This window comes from Microcystis aeruginosa NIES-843 (assembly GCF_000010625.1).
GTDB classification, from domain to species: domain Bacteria; phylum Cyanobacteriota; class Cyanobacteriia; order Cyanobacteriales; family Microcystaceae; genus Microcystis; species Microcystis aeruginosa.
In genome coordinates this window covers 4,481,283-4,500,707 of record NC_010296.1, presented here as the reverse complement: position 1 = coordinate 4,500,707, position 19,425 = coordinate 4,481,283, and the positions used below count along the sequence as shown (strand labels likewise).

At 41.5% G+C, this 19,425-nt stretch carries 17 protein-coding genes and 3 pseudogenes; 14 read left to right on the top strand and 6 right to left on the bottom strand.

Annotated elements, in window-relative coordinates; translation table 11 throughout:
- Window positions 1-54: 54 nt before the first annotated feature.
- A complete protein-coding gene (locus tag MAE_RS21315) occupies window positions 55-1,464 on the top strand; it encodes a hypothetical protein (protein WP_012267384.1) in 1,410 nt (469 codons plus the stop codon).
- A 529-nt stretch (window positions 1,465-1,993) separates the two neighbouring features.
- On the opposite strand, the pseudogene MAE_RS28005 reads toward MAE_RS21315, so the two are convergent.
- Together MAE_RS28005 and MAE_RS28000 are read right to left on the bottom strand one after the other, a co-directional pair.
- A pseudogene (locus tag MAE_RS28005) lies at window positions 1,994-2,453 on the bottom strand (ISNCY family transposase); the annotation flags it as partial.
- Window positions 2,454-2,651: 198 nt separating this feature from the next.
- Window positions 2,652-3,410: pseudogene (locus MAE_RS28000) on the bottom strand (ISNCY family transposase); the annotation flags it as partial.
- Between the two features lie 336 nt (window positions 3,411-3,746).
- On the opposite strand from MAE_RS28000, the gene MAE_RS21305 reads away from it, so the two are divergent.
- On the top strand, window positions 3,747-4,439 hold the full coding sequence (locus MAE_RS21305) for a PEP-CTERM domain protein (RefSeq protein ID WP_041804259.1): 693 nt from the start codon (window positions 3,747-3,749) through the stop codon (window positions 4,437-4,439).
- 971 nt (window positions 4,440-5,410) lie between these two features.
- A complete protein-coding gene (locus MAE_RS21300) occupies window positions 5,411-5,932 on the top strand; it encodes a photosystem I assembly protein Ycf3 (protein ID WP_002760118.1) in 522 nt (173 codons plus the stop codon).
- Here the strand turns inward: MAE_RS21300 and MAE_RS33550 are convergent.
- Window positions 5,929-6,093, bottom strand: coding sequence for a hypothetical protein (locus MAE_RS33550; RefSeq protein WP_158303551.1), 165 nt, complete (start codon window positions 6,091-6,093; stop codon window positions 5,929-5,931). The two genes, MAE_RS21300 and MAE_RS33550, sit on opposite strands and share 4 nt — an antisense overlap.
- A gap of 12 nt (window positions 6,094-6,105) precedes the next feature.
- Here MAE_RS33550 and gatC point away from each other — a divergent pair, with 12 nt between their 5' ends.
- From gatC to lepB, 5 genes are all read left to right on the top strand, one after another.
- Window positions 6,106-6,402 carry an Asp-tRNA(Asn)/Glu-tRNA(Gln) amidotransferase subunit GatC gene (gene gatC, locus MAE_RS21295; RefSeq protein ID WP_012267377.1) on the top strand — a complete coding sequence of 99 codons (297 nt, stop codon included), beginning with the start codon at window positions 6,106-6,108 and terminating at the stop codon, window positions 6,400-6,402.
- Between the two features lie 147 nt (window positions 6,403-6,549).
- Entirely contained in the window at window positions 6,550-6,951 is a 402-nt protein-coding gene (locus tag MAE_RS21290; RefSeq protein ID WP_002760121.1) for a phosphomannose isomerase type II C-terminal cupin domain, read from the top strand.
- A gap of 804 nt (window positions 6,952-7,755) precedes the next feature.
- A complete protein-coding gene (locus tag MAE_RS21285; protein WP_012267375.1) occupies window positions 7,756-8,127 on the top strand; it encodes a hypothetical protein in 372 nt (123 codons plus the stop codon).
- Between the two features lie 406 nt (window positions 8,128-8,533).
- The gene (gene mazG, locus MAE_RS21280) at window positions 8,534-9,367 is read left to right on the top strand and encodes a nucleoside triphosphate pyrophosphohydrolase (RefSeq protein ID WP_012267374.1); all 834 of its coding nucleotides are present in this window, start codon (window positions 8,534-8,536) and stop codon (window positions 9,365-9,367) included.
- A complete protein-coding gene (gene lepB / locus MAE_RS21275; RefSeq protein ID WP_002797216.1) occupies window positions 9,367-9,942 on the top strand; it encodes a signal peptidase I in 576 nt (191 codons plus the stop codon). The genes mazG and lepB overlap by 1 nt, the downstream gene beginning before the upstream one ends.
- 10 nt (window positions 9,943-9,952) lie before the next feature.
- Here the strand turns inward: lepB and MAE_RS21270 are convergent, their stop codons facing one another.
- Complete coding sequence (locus MAE_RS21270) at window positions 9,953-10,441, bottom strand: universal stress protein (RefSeq protein WP_012267373.1); 489 nt, start codon at window positions 10,439-10,441, stop codon at window positions 9,953-9,955.
- An 18-nt stretch (window positions 10,442-10,459) separates the two neighbouring features.
- Between MAE_RS21270 and MAE_RS21265 the strand changes: the two genes are divergently transcribed.
- The gene (locus MAE_RS21265; RefSeq protein ID WP_002797218.1) at window positions 10,460-10,867 is read left to right on the top strand and encodes a 3'-5' exonuclease; all 408 of its coding nucleotides are present in this window, start codon (window positions 10,460-10,462) and stop codon (window positions 10,865-10,867) included.
- A 55-nt stretch (window positions 10,868-10,922) separates the two neighbouring features.
- Complete coding sequence (pheA, locus tag MAE_RS21260) at window positions 10,923-11,777, top strand: prephenate dehydratase (RefSeq protein ID WP_002797219.1); 855 nt, start codon at window positions 10,923-10,925, stop codon at window positions 11,775-11,777.
- 41 nt (window positions 11,778-11,818) lie between these two features.
- Here the strand turns inward: pheA and MAE_RS21255 are convergent, their stop codons facing one another.
- Entirely contained in the window at window positions 11,819-13,744 is a 1,926-nt protein-coding gene (locus MAE_RS21255) for a sensor histidine kinase (RefSeq protein WP_012267372.1), read from the bottom strand.
- Window positions 13,745-13,835: 91 nt separating this feature from the next.
- Between MAE_RS21255 and MAE_RS21250 the strand changes: the two genes are divergently transcribed.
- The 3 genes and pseudogenes from MAE_RS21250 to MAE_RS36540 all read left to right on the top strand — a co-directional run bounded on the left by MAE_RS21250 (window position 13,836) and on the right by MAE_RS36540 (window position 16,219).
- Complete coding sequence (locus tag MAE_RS21250; protein ID WP_012267371.1) at window positions 13,836-14,516, top strand: RibD family protein; 681 nt, start codon at window positions 13,836-13,838, stop codon at window positions 14,514-14,516.
- Between the two features lie 255 nt (window positions 14,517-14,771).
- Complete coding sequence (locus tag MAE_RS21245) at window positions 14,772-15,962, top strand: GNAT family N-acetyltransferase (protein ID WP_012267370.1); 1,191 nt, start codon at window positions 14,772-14,774, stop codon at window positions 15,960-15,962.
- 51 nt (window positions 15,963-16,013) lie between these two features.
- A pseudogene (locus MAE_RS36540) lies at window positions 16,014-16,219 on the top strand (hypothetical protein).
- A 72-nt stretch (window positions 16,220-16,291) separates the two neighbouring features.
- Here the strand turns inward: MAE_RS36540 and MAE_RS21240 are convergent.
- Window positions 16,292-16,876, bottom strand: a complete 585-nt coding sequence (locus tag MAE_RS21240; protein WP_012267369.1) for a tRNA-(ms[2]io[6]A)-hydroxylase — start codon at window positions 16,874-16,876, stop codon at window positions 16,292-16,294.
- Window positions 16,877-17,008: 132 nt separating this feature from the next.
- On the opposite strand from MAE_RS21240, the gene glyS reads away from it, so the two are divergent.
- Window positions 17,009-19,141: a glycine--tRNA ligase subunit beta gene (glyS, locus tag MAE_RS21235; RefSeq protein WP_012267368.1), complete on the top strand. Its 2,133-nt coding sequence runs from the start codon at window positions 17,009-17,011 to the stop codon at window positions 19,139-19,141.
- Window positions 19,142-19,425 lie beyond the last annotated feature (284 nt).

The window sequence follows — 19,425 nt, the reverse complement described above, 5'->3', positions numbered from 1 at the left end:
CCTCTGAGATTGGGCATATTATAAAGTAAATTTTCCTAGAGGAGGAATCCCATAATGAGTATCTTCGATATTTTAATCGGTTTTGTCGGTGGAGGTGCGATCGGGGGTGGGGCTTTATATGCCCTCCAAGAGGGAAAAATCAGGGAAGCACTACAGAAATATGAGAAAATTCAGGCGGCTTGGGGTGACACCCAAGCGGAGTTAGAAGATACCAAAGGAGAGTTAAAACTACTCGCTCTCTCCGAAGAGCGGATTCGCAATATCGAAGCCACCTATAGAGAAGAAGTGGCTAAATTGCAAAAAGAATTAGAAGATAGCCAAGGACGTTTGCAAGAGATAGCCAGCGCAACTCCCGCTCAAGCCGTGGAAGTCGCCGATAAAACCCAAATTCAGCCACTTCAAGAGGAATACGAAGCTAAAATCGAGGAATTGCGCCAAAGCTATCAAAGTCAAATACAAGAGATCATAGACGGGAAGCAAGGGGAAATGGAAGCCCTGCGTCAAAGTCAACAGGAGCAGATTCTAGAATTAGAAAAGGGCTATCAGTCGCAAATTCAACAACTAGAACAGGGTTATCAAAGCCAACTGTTAGAATTACAAAACGCCCGCCAAACGGTAGTGGATGATCGAACCACTGAAATCGTCGAACCCTGGGATGATTTCCCCGATAGCCCCAGTGCCGAAGAAATAAATCCTTTTGATAGTTTTATCACCGAAGAAAACCTGGGATTGCCACCAGAATTTGCCCCTGAAACGCCCCTAGAAACGCCGGTTTCCGAATCAGAATTCAGCAGTGAGATGAATCCTTTTGATGGTTTTATCACCGAAGAAACCCTAGTATTGGAACCAGAATTTGCCCCCGAAATGCCCCTAGAAACCTCCGTTTTCGAGGAGACATTTGACGGTTTAAACAGCCCAGAAGAAACCTTAGTTTCTCCAGAAATGACTGGGAGCGAAGATTTTCCCGTCATGGCAGAACCAGCAATCTCTGACTGGGAGATGTCCGCTGCTGAGATAGAATTTCTCAACAGTTTAACATTAGAGGAAGAAACGAGAACGATCAGTAGCCTAGAAGAATTATCGGCTAATTACGGTCAGATTCAAGAAACCGTTAGCAGTGACACCAGTTTCTCTGATTTATTAGCCACCGATGCCGAAAAATTCGCTGATAACCCAAATTTTCTCGATGACTTATTTGCTGATACCGCTGACAGCAATAACCCCGAATTATTCGATTATTTTGCGGAAGAAACCCCGACAGTTGCATCTAACCGCCAAAATGTTGCTTCTGTTGCGAGTGACCAAGAAGAACTAGATTTCTTCAGTATGTTGGATAGTGAAGAAATGGGCAATCTAGAATCCTTGCCTTCTGACGAAGAACTGTCCCTTGATGATCTATTTAGCGATGATTTATTCTCGGATGGTGACAATAGCAAAACCACGAGGCTAGAATCTCATCAGTAGGCAGATTGCCCGTCATCAAGGCAGAAGACAGAATTTCTTCCCCACCCGATTTCTGGCTTCTGACTTTCTTAACTGCGCCACCAGATGGGCGTTTTCCCCGTGTCCCCCGATTCCCTTACCATAACGTGGAAAAAAAATCTACAGCAAAAGTAGTGGACATTGGCCAAAAAAACAAATATGATATGGGGGGTGCGTTGTACCCTTTCAGCAATTCTCATTTTGAAAACAAAAGAAGATAAAGTTCTCTATGTGAACAAGAGAACTTCTGTCTAATTATCATTTTTTTTCAAGATAATCATCATAATTAGCTTCAAGAGACAGTTTTAAAATATCTGCCCATAAAAAACTTATCTCAACTCATAAATTTAGCTGAAATTCTGACCTAATTTGTGGTTTTTTCAATGAATAAAATAATCTTTCCTTCTCTCGAAAAATTGACATTTTTAACTAGAATTTATTTTTTTGAGCGGGACATATTCGGTAAGAATAAACAAGAAAAACTCTGACCAATTCTTAAACCAAAAATATTTTAATAAAGTACGAATATCATTAAAAAAACTGGTGCGAGTAACTAATAACTCACGAATCTTTTGATAAGTATGATTAACTAAATCTAAAACGGTATGAAATAAAAAAGCTAGTAAATTTAAAGACAACAAGAACTCGCATAAATGACTTTGACCATGACCAAAATTATGTTCTAAATTATAACCGTGATTTTTAAGAACGTTATTTCCTTCATTCTCAACTTTCCATCTGCTGCGTCCAGCTTTGACAATTTTTTCAACATTATTTTCAGTAATTTGATGATTGGTAATCCAATTATTTTGATAGATAATTTTCTGTGTTTTTTCATTAATGACCGTGACTTCACACCAATTAACTTCGAGACTTGACTCGACCTCTCTCAGAGGAACTCTAGAAACATAACGATAACGATAAATGAGATTCTTTCGTCCATCCCATTGTTTCTTTTCTACGGTTTTAACGGTTCTTCGTTACTTGGTATGGTTCGATAGGGGGGCATAAATCGACTAAATCCTTATCTGGTAAGAGACTTAATTGATTAGTTCGCTCTATATCAAAAACAATTGACAAAAATCGCTAAATGCCTTTCTATATAACGGTTCCATCCCTTATAACCCCCGTCCATTGCATAACACAAACCGAAGAGCCGTTTTAACTTCTCCACTTTTTTCTAAAAATTCTCGCCATTCATATAAGGTTTTATGAGAAGTTTCAAGACAAACAAAAATAAAATTATAACCTTGTTTTAGAGCTAACTCACAGATAGGTTGGCGAGAGTATAAGTCATCTCCTAACAGGGTTACAGGATAACCATACTTCTTTTGATGATTCTTATCTAACCATCTTTTAACAGCCGCATTTTCACAATCTTGTTTTTGCTGCCCATCTTGTTTTTTAATAAATTCTGGTTCTAAATTAATCACTTGTTTTTGCTCAGGAGAAACCACAATTGGCGTGACGCAACCATGAAAATAAGTTGTCGTTCCATTACGAGGATTGCGGCAATTACAATGGGGACAACTAATTTTCTTTGAAGAAAAATATTCCGTACCATCTAAAGCTATTAAAATTTCCTCATCTAAGTAGAAAAATTTTTTAATAACTCCCGGTTTTTTTAACCATTGATAGACTTGTTGAAAAGAGCCAAATATTGTGGCAGCTGGGATAGGATCTAACAGGTTTCTGATTTGATTATCACCAGGTATTTTTTTGATACCAAATAAACTTGAAGCATTATCTTTTCCCTTACTACTTTTCATCAAACGTTGATGCTCTAAAAAAGAAGGTGACTGAGTAAAAAAAACCGAAAAAGCCGCCTTAACTGCATCTTCTACCTGATATTTGGTATTGTTTCCTGGTTTTCTGTCATCGGGTAAGTCATGTAATTCTTGAACTAAAAATTGTATTAATTCAGGAATTTCTCAAGTCACAGCCTTTTTCGTCATCGCAGAACAGTTTGATTAATTAATATTTCCAACTTAATAATTTTACCTCAACAGACAACAATCATCAATTTTTATTTGGTTCTCTTTCTGATGTAGAGAACTTTTGTTCTAGATTTCTCCCATCTTTCAAATATTTTGAGTATAAATACTCTATATACTCACTTCTCTGCGATGCAGTCGCACTCGCGGGAGCGCATTTTGTAGCTTGCTTAAAGATTTGTTTCTGTCTGTATCACTTGTTACTTTTTAAAATGAGAATTGCTGGTACACTTTTGACGGTACCTAGCTTTTAATTAAGGAGATTTTCCAGTGAAACTCACTATTAAGACCCTTGTTTTATCCACTGCCACTTTCGGCTTAATGTTGGGTGTGGCACAAAACGCCCAAGCCGCTACTCTAATTCCTGGAGTCACTGCCTCAACGAACATATCAACTCAGTGGGCTCTAATCAATGCCGTCAACGGCCAGGGGCTGCCGGTTAACACTCCGAGTCTTACGGGAAATCATGTGCAGTCGCTGAATGGTAATTCTTGGCGGTCAGCTATTTTAAGTAACACGCAGGGCACCACAATTCCCTCAGGTACTATCACTTTTAATCTCAATGGTAGCTATAATCTATCTGGGTTTACTTTCTGGAACCTTGGCGGTAGTAGTGCCGAGCTTACCCGTCAGGGAATTAAAAATGTGACGATTCAATACTCCAACAACGGTGGAACAACTTGGAGTACCCTGAGTGGCGCTCCCATTGTGTTTGCTCAAGGAACTTTTGGTTCCCCAGCTACCAGTCAGACCCCACAGCAGTTCAGTTTTGCCTCAGTCGCTGCGACTAATGTTAGATTTACTAATCTGAGTAACTTTGGGGGGTTCACTAGCCCCAGCACAAACAATCGCATTGGCTTCTCAGAGATTCAGTTTGCAGGAACCGAAATCCCCGAACCTTCTTCCTTGCTTGCTCTGTTAGCCTTTGGTTTAGCGGGCGTTAGTTTGGGAAAAAGAATTTAAGGCTCTTCGGTAATTGTTATGCAATGGACGGGGGTTATAAGGGATGGAACCCTTATATAGAAAGGCATTTAGCGATTTTTGTCAATTATTTTTGCTCTAGAGCGAACTAATCAATTAAGTCTCTTACCAGATAAGGATTTAGTCGATTTATGACCCCCTATCGAACCATACCAAGTAACGAAGAACCGAATTTAACTTAGTGTCAGCAGAATTCCATCGCTTTTAGCGATGGGATGAATAGACCTCTTGCAAAAGTCTTAAGTCGATCCTTGTACAGCAACATTTTTGAAGATTATCAACTAAGCTAAACGGCTTTTACTTCGGATCACCGATATAGACTCCAAAAGAGTTATAGCTATTGGATCATGCAGGTTAAGCGCCGTTTAGCTTACTAATAAATAATTAACTGAAAGTCCCTCCCATTATTGTTTCTATCGTTTGTTTTCGGATTTATGCAAGAGGTCTAATGCCGAACCTGTGGACAATTCTCAAAAACCGATGCTCCGATAAACAGATCTTGACCACTATTCCTGAAGCGATAACCGAGCTTCGGCGGGTCGTGTTGCCAGGGAAAGTATGGGTCTTAGGAACTAGGACGGATGCCGGGGTCGGGTTATCGAAAATGGTTCTTCGTTACTTGGTATGGTTCGATAGGGGGGCATAAATCGACTAAATCCTTATCTGGTAAGAGACTTAATTGATTAGTTCGCTCTAGAGCAAAAACAATTGACAAAAATCGCTAAATGCCTTTCTATATAAGGTTTACATCCCTTATGGGATAAAGATTAGTAAGCCCCATAGTTGCCCCTTGCTAGGGGGATTTTTGGGCTGGAAAATAACGTTCGCCCCCAGTCCAGCCAAGACCCTCTAAATGGAACCCGTGGTCGAGAAAAATCGGAAAAACAGCCCTAGGGTTTCTGGCGAGTGCTATAAAGGTAAATAGTCATTTTGATCGCCTACTTGTCCTAACTATGCCACGCACTCAACGTAACGATAATTTTATTGATAAATCTTTTACCGTCATGGCGGATATCATTTTAAAGATGCTCCCCGCCAATAAAAAAGCCAAGGAAGCCTTTGTTTATTACCGTGATGGGATGTCTGCCCAAGCTGACGGCGAATACGCCGAAGCCCTCGATAATTACTATGAGGCTTTAACATTAGAAGAGGATCCTAACGATCGCAGTTATATCCTCTACAATATCGGCATTATCCACGCTAGTAACGGCGAGCATGAAAAGGCTCTGGAATACTACGAAGAAGCTATCCAACTTAATCCCAGAATGCCCTCCGCTTTGAATAATATCGCCGTTATTTACCATTTTCAAGGGGAAAAAGCCAGAGAAGACGGTCAACAGGCCGAAGCGGAAGCACTCTACGACAAAGCGGCAGAATACTGGAAACAAGCCATCCGATTAGCCCCCAATAACTACATTGAAGCCCAAAACTGGCTGAAAATCACCGGGCGATCGGAAATTGATGTTTTCTTTTAAATTGAGGAGTCGGTCGTCAGGAGACAGGAGTCGGTCGTCAGGAGATAGGAGACGGGAGACGGGAGATTATTTTTATTTATTCTCCCCACACCCCACACCCCACACCCCACACCCATCTCCCTGCTCCCCACACCCCACACCCCACACCCCACACCCCACACCCCATTTCTCCCATGATCGATCGAGCTACAGTTGAAAAAATCGCCCATTTAGCCCGTTTAGAGATTAATAGCGGCGAAGAAGAACAATTTGCGCTGCAATTAAGCGGAATCCTCGATTATTTCGAGCAGTTAAGCGAATTAGACACGGAAAATGTGCTACCCACCACGCGAGCGATCGAAATTCAAAATATCACTCGCGCCGATAGTAATAGACTTTATCCCGATCACGAGGTCTTAGTGCAAGAATCGCCGGCCCCAGAAGGGGATTATTTCCTGGTTCCCCGTATTCTCAACACCGACGAAGACTAAATCAGTGATCAGTGATCAGATGTGAGTTTTCAGTTCACTGATTACTGATCACTGTTTACTGTTTACTGATCACTGATTTAGATGCCATCTAGGGTTTTTGCTGCTATCTTGGACTAAGATCAGACCTAGCAATGGAGACATAATATAATGATCGCATCTCAAGATGTGGCACCATTTCAGCTTATTTCGAGCGTAGAATCGGCAGCAACAGAATTTAGGCCCTGGGGTTCTTTCACCACCCTAGAAGAAGGTCTTGGTTATAAAATCAAGCGAATTGAAGTGAATCCGGGTCATCGTCTCAGTTTACAGATGCACTACCATCGCAGTGAACACTGGATTGTCGTTTCGGGGACGGCAAAAGTCACCTGTGGAGATAACGAAGAAATTCTCGGAGCCAATCAGTCCACTTATGTGCCGCAGTGTACCGCTCACCGTCTGGAAAACCCCGGGGTGATCAAATTGGTGTTAATTGAAGTGCAAAATGGGGAATATTTAGGAGAGGATGATATAGTCCGTTTTCAGGATGATTATGCTCGCCATCAGAGCTAAGACTGTGTTGAGGGAGACAGAAGGCCAAGAAACTATATTTTCGCCCCAAAAACCTTTTTAGATTAGTCTGCCTGACTGTCTTCCCTACCCTCAAGGCTCGTCAAGTTCTAGAAAAATTTTCTTTTCCGGCCGGGTAGCGGTTTTCTCCATGGGAGGTAAAGGCGCGGGGACGGGGATTTATTTTGACCATGTTGTGAGCAAAGAACGGGTAAAATCAGCAGAAAAATAAACTTCCCCTAGACCCTGTGTGGGAAGCTTGAGGAAAGCTGGGTTAGGGGAAATGATTTATTCCTTTGCTGGATTAATTCCAAGATATAACTCTCATTTGTCAGGACTATAACGGCCGGATGTCAATTCTGTGACAAAGAAAAGCCGTCAGCTTTTTCTCGCCACTTTTCCACTTCCCCCCGCAACGCGCACGAAGTGGTCTCCCCTCTCCCCTCTCCCATCTCCCAACTCCCGTCCACCTATTTTCTGAGAATTCTAGAGGTACTTGTAAATATTTGTTACAACGAGACGAGGCAAAATCTGACGGCAGGGACACAAGAAAGGATTAGCGACGGGGATCAGGGATTTCAGCAGGAAATTGCATTGGGGATCAAGAGAAACTGATTGTAAAGTTTTCGATACCTCTCGCCGATTCTTGTAATAGTTCGATACATATAACATAGATGATCAGCGATGATTGTAAATTTATATTGCGAATAGCTCATCTTCTTCGGTGTTTTCCCTATACTGGTTTTCATCAACTTTGAGCCGACGTGCAGAAAAGTTAGACCACCAAGTTTGTAAGAGGTCAGGAAGATGCAATTAACCGCAAGAAATAACTGGGGCCACGTTTCTTTAGCAATGCTAAAAAGCTTTCTTCTCTGGAGTTTCGTCCTCACTGTCTGTTTATTAGTAGTGGGATTTCCTTTAGTAGTATTAATGATGACAGTGGGAGCATTGTCGGCGATTATCTTACAGTCAGTTTTACCGATTAGTTCCGTGCTTTTAGTTGCGGGAATGATTATTGGTATTAATATTTTGGCTATCCTAATTAGTGCCGCTTTATTAGCAGCAAAAGGTGTTCATCCCCATGAAGTTAGCTGGCTGCACTGGTTACACGGTGAGGTAAAAACCTCTCATCAAGCTGTTTATGCTTCTTGTCCCCTAACTTGCGGGGTAGTTCATTAAATCTGATTTTCTTACAGTGGAATTACTTACCTTTTTTCTATTTAGATTTATTTAAGTTTTCAACTGCTTTATCGGTTGACTATACACACTCCAAGCTAGTGGAACCCGGTTTTCCCGGGTTTTTTCATCGTTATTGAGCTAAAGCAGTTATCTGAATGGTGAGGTACGAAGTTTTCGTTTTGGGGAGTCGGTCTTCGCTCAAATTAGGTTAAACTTCATCTGTTATGAGAAAGGCTGTAACTGAATATTAGAAGATAGGGAAATAAAAGCTTTTTTGCTGTGATCGGTAAACAGTAATCAGTTAACTGAAAACTCACATCTGATCAGTGATAACTGATAACTGATAACTGATAACTGATAACTGATAACTGACCGGTATAATGGGGGAGAAAACCGGAAAAAATCGATGTCTAGCCTTCCAGAAACCGACAATCCCAGTTACAAGGCCATCTTAGCGGCATTAAACCATTTAATCACCGTTGTTGCCCGTTTACGAGACCCAGAAAGCGGCTGTCCTTGGGATTTAGCTCAAACCCCGGAAACCCTGATTCCCTACGTTATCGAAGAAGCTTATGAGGTGGTAGCGGCGATTAAAAGCGGTGATAAAACTGCCATTGCCGAGGAATTAGGCGATTTACTGCTACAGGTGGTTTTACAAGCTCAAATTGCCAGTGATGAGGGTAATTTTAGCCTAGAAGAAGTGGCTAGGGGCATCACTGATAAATTAATTCGTCGTCATCCCCACGTTTTCGGGGAGCTATCCCTAGAAAATCCCGAACAGGTGCGTCAAAATTGGGAGAAAATCAAAGCTGAGGAAAAAAATGACCCGACTATTAGCGGCAAATTAACCCGTTATGCCCAAACTTTACCACCCTTGATGGGGGCAATGAAAATTTCTCGGCAAGCGGCGCGAGTCGGTTTTGAGTGGGAAAATATCGCAGGAGTCTGGGAAAAATTCGGCGAAGAGTTAGCAGAATGGCAAGAGTCCCTAGAATCGGGCGATAAAGAGCATCAACAGGCCGAATTAGGCGATTTACTCTTTACTATTGTCAATCTTGCTCGCTGGTATAATTTAGACCCCAGTATCGCTTTACAAGAGACTAATCTGCGTTTTATTCAACGTTTTTCCCTAGTGGAATCTGTCGCAGAAAAGCCTCTCCATGACTATACACTAGAGGAATTAACGGTTTTCTGGCAGCAAGCGAAAGCTAAGTTACATCAACCATCATCTGGGCAATAATGCAAGAGCAAGAAATTAATAAGGACAAATCCAAGAGTTTTTGGGCTTCTATTCGAGAAAATCTGCAAATTATCACTATAGCTTTAATTTTAGCCCTACTGATTCGCACTTTTGTGGCTGAACCTCGTTTTATCCCCTCTGATTCTATGTTACCCACTTTAGAACAGGGCGATCGCTTAGTAGTGGAAAAACTTTCCTACGATTTCCATCCTCCTCGACGGGGGGATATCGTCGTCTTTGAACCGCCGGCACAATTACAATTACAGGGATACCAAAAGGACCAAGCTTTTATTAAAAGAGTGATTGCCACAGCAGGGGATGTGATTGCTGTCAAGGAGGGCAAAATTTATCTGAATAATCAACCCTTGTCAGAGGATTATATTCTCGAATCCCCTCAATATAATTTAATGCCTTTGCTTGTGCCGGAAAATAATTTATTTGTCATGGGAGACAATCGCAATAATAGCAATGACTCCCATATCTGGGGGTTTTTACCGGAAAATAACGTGATTGGTAGGGCGGTTTTTCGCTTTTTTCCTTTTAATCGTTTGGGGATTTTAGGGGGGAATAGCTAATCAGCAATTTTTAGTCTTGATGATGTTGAACAATTAAGACGGAACAGGGGGCATGATGGAGAACATAATTACTCACACTACCTAAGAATAACTCTCCTAGACCCGATCGCCCACGCCGACCGATGACAATTAAATCAACATTTTCCTCTCGCGCCACTTTACAGACAGTTTTGGCGGCATGACCGTAAATTTGCCGGTATTCTCCCTTTACACCCATTTCTCCCGCCTGATTAGCCCTTTTTTGCAACATGGCCACCCCTTTCTGCTCGAATTCTTCCCATTGTTGCCGCCAAAAATCGAGAGTCAGATCATTGCCCTGGGCGGGGTAAATATCGGCTAAATTGGGCGGAATCGGTAAAGGGCTATAATCTTCTTCAGGGGAAAGGACGTGCAGTAGTAGGAGGTTAGCTTCGTACTTACTGGCTAAGGATACAGCCTCCTTAAAGACACTCTCCCCCATCTCTGATAAATCTATTGCTATCAAGATTTTTTGATACATTTTTCCACCTCTGCAACCATGCCTTATTTAACGGAATCCGACGCTATGATGAATGCGATCGATCACTTTTCTCATTTTCCCATTCTTTGGTTAGATACGGAAGTAGCCGATTACGATAGCAAGACTCCCCGTTTGTCTCTGATTCAAATTCTGGCTGATTCCACGGACTTAACGGGGGAGCGGGTGACAATTTTGGATGTTCTCGATCGACCCGATCTTACTGACTATTTTATCACTAAAATCATGCTGGTTGACCGGATAGAAAAGGTTTTTCACAATGCTAGTTATGATTGTAAATTTTTGGGCGGTAAAAGCCAAGTTAAAAAAATTACCTGTACCCTAGAGTTAGCTAAAAAGGTTCCCTACTATATTGCTCCTTTAGCCAATTATCAACTGAAAACTGTGGTTGAATTAGGTTATACTTGATGTTGACGAGAAAGGCTGTAATAGCTAGAAAAAATTGCTTGCGGGGATAATCTAAATGACTGTAAAGATCGCTTATCTGGGGCCGGTGGGAACCTATTCAGAAACAGCCGCTTTAGCATTTGCTAATAGTTTACCACCCCAGCCTCGTCAATTAATACCCTATCCTAGCATTGCCTTGGCCCTGCGATCGGTTGTCCAAAATCAGGCCGATTTAGCAGTGGTCCCGGTGGAAAATTCCACCGAAGGAAGTGTGGTAATGACTCTTGATGCTTTATGGCAATTACCCGGGTTACAGATTCAACAAGAATTAGTTTTACCGATTTCCCATGCACTTCTATCTCCCAGACAATCGCTAACAGAAATTAAAACCGTTTATTCTCATCCCCAAGCTTTAGCCCAATGTCAAAAGTGGCTAGAAAATAATTTACCTAACGTGCCAATTATTCCCACCAATTCTACCACAGAAGCGATTCAAATTCTCGATCGAGAGACTAATTCGGCCGCGATTGCTTCTCCCCGGGCAGCAAAACTGTATCATGTACCAATATTAATACAACCAATTAATGATTATCCCGATAATTGTACCCGTTTTTGGGTCATGGATTTAACTTCCCATCCTCAAGGGGAGCGAATGTCCCTCGCTTTTCAAGTTTTAGATCAACCTGGAGCTTTAGTCAAACCTTTAGAAGTTTTTGCCAAACGTCAGCTTAATTTATCTCGGATCGAATCGCGACCAACTAAAATATCTTTAGGGGAATACATATTTTTTATTGATCTAGAAATTAATCCAGAGCAACAGCATTTAATCGCAGCAACTTTAGAAGAATTAAGCAATTATACAGATGCGATCAAGGTTTTTGGTGCTTATCAGGTGGTTAATTTGCCTGTAGAAAGTTTAGAGGAATTATAAACTAAATTCCTCATAAATTACAGAAATTAAATAGAGATATTTTAGCTTTTAAGAGAGGGAAGAATCGGCAAAGATGAGTTTTCCTCTGGGGTAGAATCAAGCTTTCTTTCCCCCACTAGAGGAAGAATAATTTCTACAGTTGTTCCTAAACCTTGACCTTGACTAGAGATAGTAATATCTCCCCCCATCATTTTCATAAAATTCTTAGAAATAGCTAATCCTAAACCCGTACCGCTAAATTTTCTAGTTGTGGAACCATCAATCATCACAAAAGGACGGAATAATTTTGATTGTTGCTGGGGGTCTATACCGATTCCTGTATCGATTATAGTAATAATAGCCTGTGTATTTTCTAGGCGAGTTATTAAAGAAATTGTGCCTATATCAGTAAATTTAATTGAGTTAGAAATAACATTCAAAATTACCTGTTTTAATTTAGTGGTATCAGCATAGACTATAGGAATTTCTGGACAGAAAAGTAAATTTAATTTTAAGCACTTAAGTTGCAGCGATGCTGTTTGTAAATTAATAACTTCATTGATAATTTGGTGTAAATCTACTGGTTCAGGATTAACGGAAAGTTTGCCCGCTTCTATTTTAGCAATACTGAGAATATCATCAATAATTTCCAAAAGATGTACGGATGCCTTATCCGCTTGTTGCAGATATTCTTTTTCCTCCTGCTCACTATTACAAAATCCATCCATAACGCAACGAATTGAGCCAATAATACCATTGAGAGGGGTGCGTAATTCGTGGGAAGTATTCGCCAAAAATTGGTTTTTTAATTGATTAGCATTTTCCGCTTCTTGCCAACTCTTAACTATTTCCTCTCCCCAAAGGCGTAAACGTTCGAGCATTTCCTCTAAGGCCGAGGCTAACTGATTAATTTCTCGAATATTAAAGTTCTGTGGTGTAATATTTTGTGAAGGAATTTTCTGAATATTTAAGGCATAATCTCGCAGTTTTTCTAAAGGTCTAGCTAAATCCCTAGTGATCAGTATAATAGCTACTAAATAAGCTAATAATAAACCAGAAATCAGATAAAAAATTGCCTCCCAAATTTGTTGCAGAGGAGCCAGAGCTTGGGAGAGAGGACTAATGGCTAAAACTATCCATTTTTGGGATGATTCTCCCGTAACTGGACTGGGGAGGGAACTATAACCAGCGACTAATTCTTTGCCATCTTTCTCGAAAGAAAATAAATGCAAGAAATTTTGTTTTCCTCGGATAGCATTACTGATAATAATATTTAAGCGTTCAGCATCAGCTTCTTGACTGATATGGCTACCAATGCGATGAAAATAGGGATGAGCGAGAATAATGCCATTTTCAGAAATAACCACGGGATAACCCGATAAAGAACCGGGTAAAACCTTCTCACGGTAAAGTAGAGAAGTTTGCAGAATCAGACTAGATTGTAATTGTCCTTGATTATCGTAGATGGGAACGGCAAAAACTAATTCTAATTGACGATTATTATGGGGAGATTTTGTTAAAAGTTGTCGAGGTAAACTTCTAACTAAAACATTCTCGATATTCCCAGCAGAGCTAGTCCGGTTTTCTGTCCATCTTTCCAGGGGCAAAACTTTGATAATTTCTGGTTCACAGGCTCGATTTAATAAAGGTTTCTTGGTCTTAATATCAATTAATTCCGCACAGTTAATCTGATTAGGAAGCTGCGCCGTGAATTGTTGTAAAAAAGTTTCTTTTTCGGCTAAGGTTCCCTGTTTTAAAACCAGACTTTCGCCCGCAGTGATAAGATTGGCCCGCAAAAATTGAATTGATTGCTCAATATTGTCTGCTTTTCTGATGGCACTTTCGGTGAGATTTTGACGGGCCGTTTCCAAAAAAGCCGATCGCGCCTTACGATAGGTAACATAAACACCCATTAGTAGTACAGGAACACTAACCAAGAGTAAGCGAGAGAGAAGAATGCGACGAAAGGAGGATTGACCGATAGGCATAGGCGGAAATTGGTTTGATTCTGGCTATCAAACTCCAGACTATACTAGCCTATTCACCAATCGGACTGGGTGATATCCCTCATCATTTGCCATGAATCGTCCTCACACCACCGTTATTTTAGCCATGAGTGCCGATGGTAAAATTGCCGACGCCTACCAGTCGGCGGCCAGATTTGCCTCTGCTACCGATAAAATGCGTCTAGAACAACATTTATCGCGCATGGATGCCGCTTTATTCGGTGCTAACACCCTGCGCGCTTATCACACCAGTCTTCCTATCCGTCATGCCGATTTTCTCGCATACCGTCAACAACGGGGATTATCTCCCCAGCCGATACAGATCGTTTGTTCTCATTCAGGCCAGCTTGATCCCCGGATGAAATTTTTTCAGCAGCCTTTCCCGCGCTGGTTAATCACGGCAGCGGAAAAAGTGGCGGCATGGGAAAATCGGGGTTTATTTGAGCTTGTCTTAGTCTGCGGTGATTGGAAGGCTATTTTTAGTCAATTTACCACCCTAGGTATTAAAAAGCTGGCGATTCTGGGAGGAGGTGAATTAATTGCCTCTCTTTTAGCTGAAGATTTAATCGATGAAATCCATCTAACTATTTGTCCGTTGCTGTTAGGAGGCAATAAAGCGGCAACTCCCCTGGGAGGAACCGGATTTATGGCTGATTCTGCCAGAAAATTACGACTTTTGAGCGTGGAAACCGTGGAAGCAGAAATTTTCCTACATTATTCCCTTGAACGAGATTCCCATAAATCTCAAAACTAGATTACCTTAAATAGGGTCTGCTGAAAAAGTTTGTTGGTGGGGGCAGGGTGTGGGGTGTAGGGTGTAGGGTGTAGGGTTTTACTGATTTTGAGGTACTCAGTTACCTAATTTTCAGGGAAAAAGTCCCGGAATTTTACCCCTAATCACTCCCAGTCCGGTACTTTTTGATTGACAAAAAGTCTAAAAGTCTTACCCAACAAGGGTTTTAGATTTATTCAGCAAACCTTAAATAAAAAGGTTGACTTATCTTGTCCCATGGTAGAACAGCTTAAACCCCAATATTCTGTCGTTTGGATTGATAAAATGAGTGAGATTCCCCAACAAAAATGGGATGCTCTCGCTCAACCCCTAACTACTCCCTTTCTAGAGTGGGAATGGTTACATAATATCGAAACTTCCGGCAGCGCCACGGGACGGACGGGGTGGCAACCTGCTCATCTCACAGTTTGGTGCGGTGCTGAGTTAATTGCCGCCGCTCCTTTGTATATTAAAAGTCATAGTTACGGTGAATTTGTCTTTGACCACCAATGGGCAGATCTTTCCCATCGTTTGGGGATTAGATACTATCCAAAACTGTTAGGAATGACCCCTTTTACTCCGGCGGTGGGTTATCGTTTTTTAATTGCTCCGGGGGAAAATGAACTGGAAATTACTGCTTTAATGATAGCGGCTATTGATCATTTTTGTGATCAAAATAATCTGTCGGGTTGTCATTTTCTTTTTGTGGATCCCCAGTGGCGAATTTTAATGGAAAATTTTGGCTTTACTCCCTGGTTACACCATAGTTATATCTGGAATAACAAAGGTTTTCAAAGTTTTGAAGATTATCTGACGGTTTTTAATGCTAATCAACGGCGCAACATTAAACGGGAACGGAAAGCGGTGACTAATGCGGGGTTAATTATTAAAACTCTAGCTGCCGAAGAAATTCCCCATCATTTATTCCCGTTAATTTATCGGTTTTATAGCAGTACCTGTGATAAATTTTACTGGGGAAGTAAATACCTGACACACAAATTTTTTGAACAATTATATCCGAATTATCGTCAGCGAGTGGTTTTGATTACTGCCTACCAAAATGAAAAGGATACTAAACCGGTGGGTTTATCTTTTTGTATTCGCAAAGATACTAATCTTTATGGTCGTTACTGGGGCAGTTTTCAAGAGTACGACTGTTTACATTTTGAAGCTTGTTACTATCAACCGATCGATTGGGCAATTAGTCAAGGTATTACCATGTTTGACCCCGGTGCGGGAGGACAACATAAAAAAAGACGGGGTTTTCCTGCCACTGCTAATCACAGTTTACACCGTTTTTATCATGGCAAAATGACTCAAATTCTCCGCAATTATATCCAAGAAATTAATCAAATGGAACAGGAAGAAATCGAGGCAATCAATCAAGATTTACCCTTTTCTAAGAGAGAAATTGAGTTGAACGAGTAATTTAGATAGGGTTTGTCCCTGGGTGCATCTCATTTTTGTAAATCTACTGAGTTGGGATTTTTAAAGGGAAACTATCTTCTAAAATTGGTTATTACTTCCGATTTGATCACTCAATCCTAGGGTTGATTCATGGTAGGGTTGATTCATGAATCAACCCTACCCGTTGGGGACGCAAGCGCCGTCCCCAAACCCCGAAGCGCATTAGTTTTTCGGTGGGATGCTTACAGGCAGCTGCCGATATATTTGTAATAATTTAAGAGTCACTGATAATTGCTAATTGTCCGTATTTCTGCAAATGTGAGCTGCAGCCATTGTCTCTATTAGTGCAATCAACTATGAATACGAGGTTCCGGGTGCAGAGTAGTGAGAATTTCACTTTCGAGCGCCCCTAGGGTTTCTAAGCGTTGCTCGATCACTGTCCGTTCAAAATAATCCGCTGCTAATAGCCAATAAATACCATAATGACGCGCTTCGGAAGCCATTAAACTGCGATAAAATTTGCCTAAATCGGGATCAGGACAATATTCTCCCAATAAACCCAATCTTTCGTGGGAACGCGCCTCGATTAAAGCTGATATTAACAGCGAATCCAAAAGGCGATCGGGTTCTTGGTGACGAATCTGGGCCTTTAATTTAGCACCATAGGGGGGAGAATTCAAGGGAGCGAGGGGAATTCCCCATTTATCTAACCATTGATTGACCTGTTCAAAATGTTCTAATTCCTCTTGGGCGATCGCTGTTAATTTCCGCACGAGGGAAGCGTAGGAAGGATAACGAAACATGAGATTTAAGGCCACTCCTGCCGCTTTTCGCTCACAATGGGAATGATCGAGCAGAATAATCTCTAAATTATTAATTGCCTGTTCTATCCAATCCTCAGAGGTGGCACTGACTAATAAATTAATCTTTCCCATCGTCGCTGATTCCAATTTGCTGCCTCTTTTACCCTAACCCAAAAAGTCGAACAACACCAGTCAAAAACTAAGGACACGGCTTCTGTGATAGCCTAGATGATTGGTGAAGCATAAACACGGCCAATCAATCAGATGGATTTTTTACTGGAAGTCGGTACAGAAGAACTACCCGCAGATTTTGTCGATAGCGCGATCGCACAATGGCGGGAAAGAGTTAGCAAGAGTTTAGAGACGGAATCTCTGGACGCGACTGCTATTCAAGTTTACGCAACCCCGCGCCGTTTGGCCGTGTTAATCACAGGATTACCGACGGAGCAAGAAGCTCGCAGCGAGGAGATAAAAGGACCGCCAGTTAGTGCCGCCTACAAAAATGGCCAAATTACCCCCGCTGGTGAGGGTTTTGCTCGAAAACAGGGAGTTAGCACCGCTGCTTTCTCCATTCGTGCCACAGACAAAGGAGAATTTGTCTATATTGAAAAAACGATTCCAGGTCGTCCAACAGCCGAGATTTTAACTGAATTAATTCCCCAATGGATTACCCGTTTGGAAGGAAGACGTTTTATGCGTTGGGGAGATGGAGATTTAAGATTTCCCCGGCCAATTCGTTGGTTATTAACTTTAGTGGATGGGGAAGTTTTGCCCCTAGAATTAATTAATGGCTCTACCACTTTAACCAGCGATCGATTAACGTTTGGTCATCGCATTCTACACCCGCAATCCCTAGCTATTAGTCATCCCCAGGCATATTTAACCAGTTTGCGATCGATTTTTGTGGAAGCGGATCCGCAAGTGCGTCAACAGATAATTACCGCTCAGATTACCACCCTGGCCAAAAAACTCAAGGGAGTGGCAGAAATTCCCGCAGATTTATTAGCAGAAGTGACTAACTTAGTCGAATATCCCACGGCAATTGTCGGCAAATTTGACGATGAATTTCTGGAATTACCCCCAGAAGTAATTATTACCGTGATGGTGACACATCAGCGTTATTTCCCGGTGAAAACTCCCCAGGGTTTGTCACCCTATTTCATCACTATTTCCAATGGCGATCCCCAGAAATCTGAGATTATCTCCGCAGGAAATGAAAGGGTTATCCGCGCACGGTTAGCTGATGCCAGATTTTTCTATACTGCCGATTGTGATGAACCCTTAGATAGTTTCCTTCCCCAACTGGAAACCGTCACTTTCCAAGAAGAATTGGGAACCATGCGCGATAAAGTTGATCGGATTATGGAAATTGCCCAGATGATCGTCGAACAGTTAAATCTCGATGAACAAAGTCGCAGTGATATAGAGTCCACTGCCATGCTTTGTAAAGCGGATTTAGTTACCCAAATGGTTTACGAATTCCCCGAATTACAGGGAGTAATGGCCGAAAAATATGCTTTAATTAGTGGTGAATCGGCTGTAGTTGCCCGGGGCATTTTTGAACATTATCTGCCTCGCAATGCCGGGGATATACTCCCGGAAACAATAACTGGTCAAGTGGTGGGAATTGCCGATCGCTTAGATACTTTAGTCGGTATTTTTGGACTGGGAATGCTGCCCACTGGTTCCTCAGATCCCTTCGCTCTCCGTCGGGCTGCCAATGCAATAATTAGTATTATCTGGTCAGCCAATTTTAATATCAATCTTTTGGCATTAATTGAGCAGATAGCTAAGGATTTTGTTACCTGTCATCCCGATAAACCCAACCCGGCCAATCTGATTAAAGATTTCTTTTTACAACGTCTGCAAACTCTCTTAATTGATGATTTGAGGATAGATTATGATCTCGTTAATGCAGTTTTAGGGGAAAACGATCCGGAGTATAAGTCTCGCGCTTTAGAAAATTTATTAGATACCCGTGAACGCGCCCGCTTTTTATGCCAAATTCGTCAGGATGGTCAGTTAGCCAACATCTATGAAACCGTCAATCGCTCGACCCGTTTAGCACAAAAAGGAGATTTAGATACAACTACCCTAGAAGCCAAGGGAATCATCAATACGGAGTTATTTGAACAATCCTCCGAACCAGCATTTTATGACGCTTTAATTGCCCTAATTCCCGAAACTATCAGCGCAAGAGAGCAAAGAGATTATCAGCGTCTCGTCACTGCTTTAACGGCAATTTCTCCCCTGGTGGCTGACTTTTTTGATGGCGAAAATAGTGTGTTAGTCATGGCCGAAAAAGAATCTGTCCGTCGCAATCGTTTAAATCTGTTGGGTTTACTGCGAAATCACGCCCGAGTCCTAGCAGATTTTGGGGCAATTGTCAAGGGATAATTCAGTTATCAGTTATCAGTTATCAGTTATCAGTTATCAGTTATCAGTTATCAGTTATCAGTTATCAGATTTGAGTTTTCAGTTCACTGATTACTGTTCACTGAAAACACTTCCTAATTCATAATTCATAATTCCCCACTGGGCTCTCTTATTCTTTGTGTGATAAGTTTAACTTATATAGTAGTGATCGATCTCTGTGTCCTTTGTGTCTCTGTGATTCCTTCCATTCACTCGCCCGCAAGACTGTATCTTAGAATACATTTTACCCACCAAACCTGGGAGAG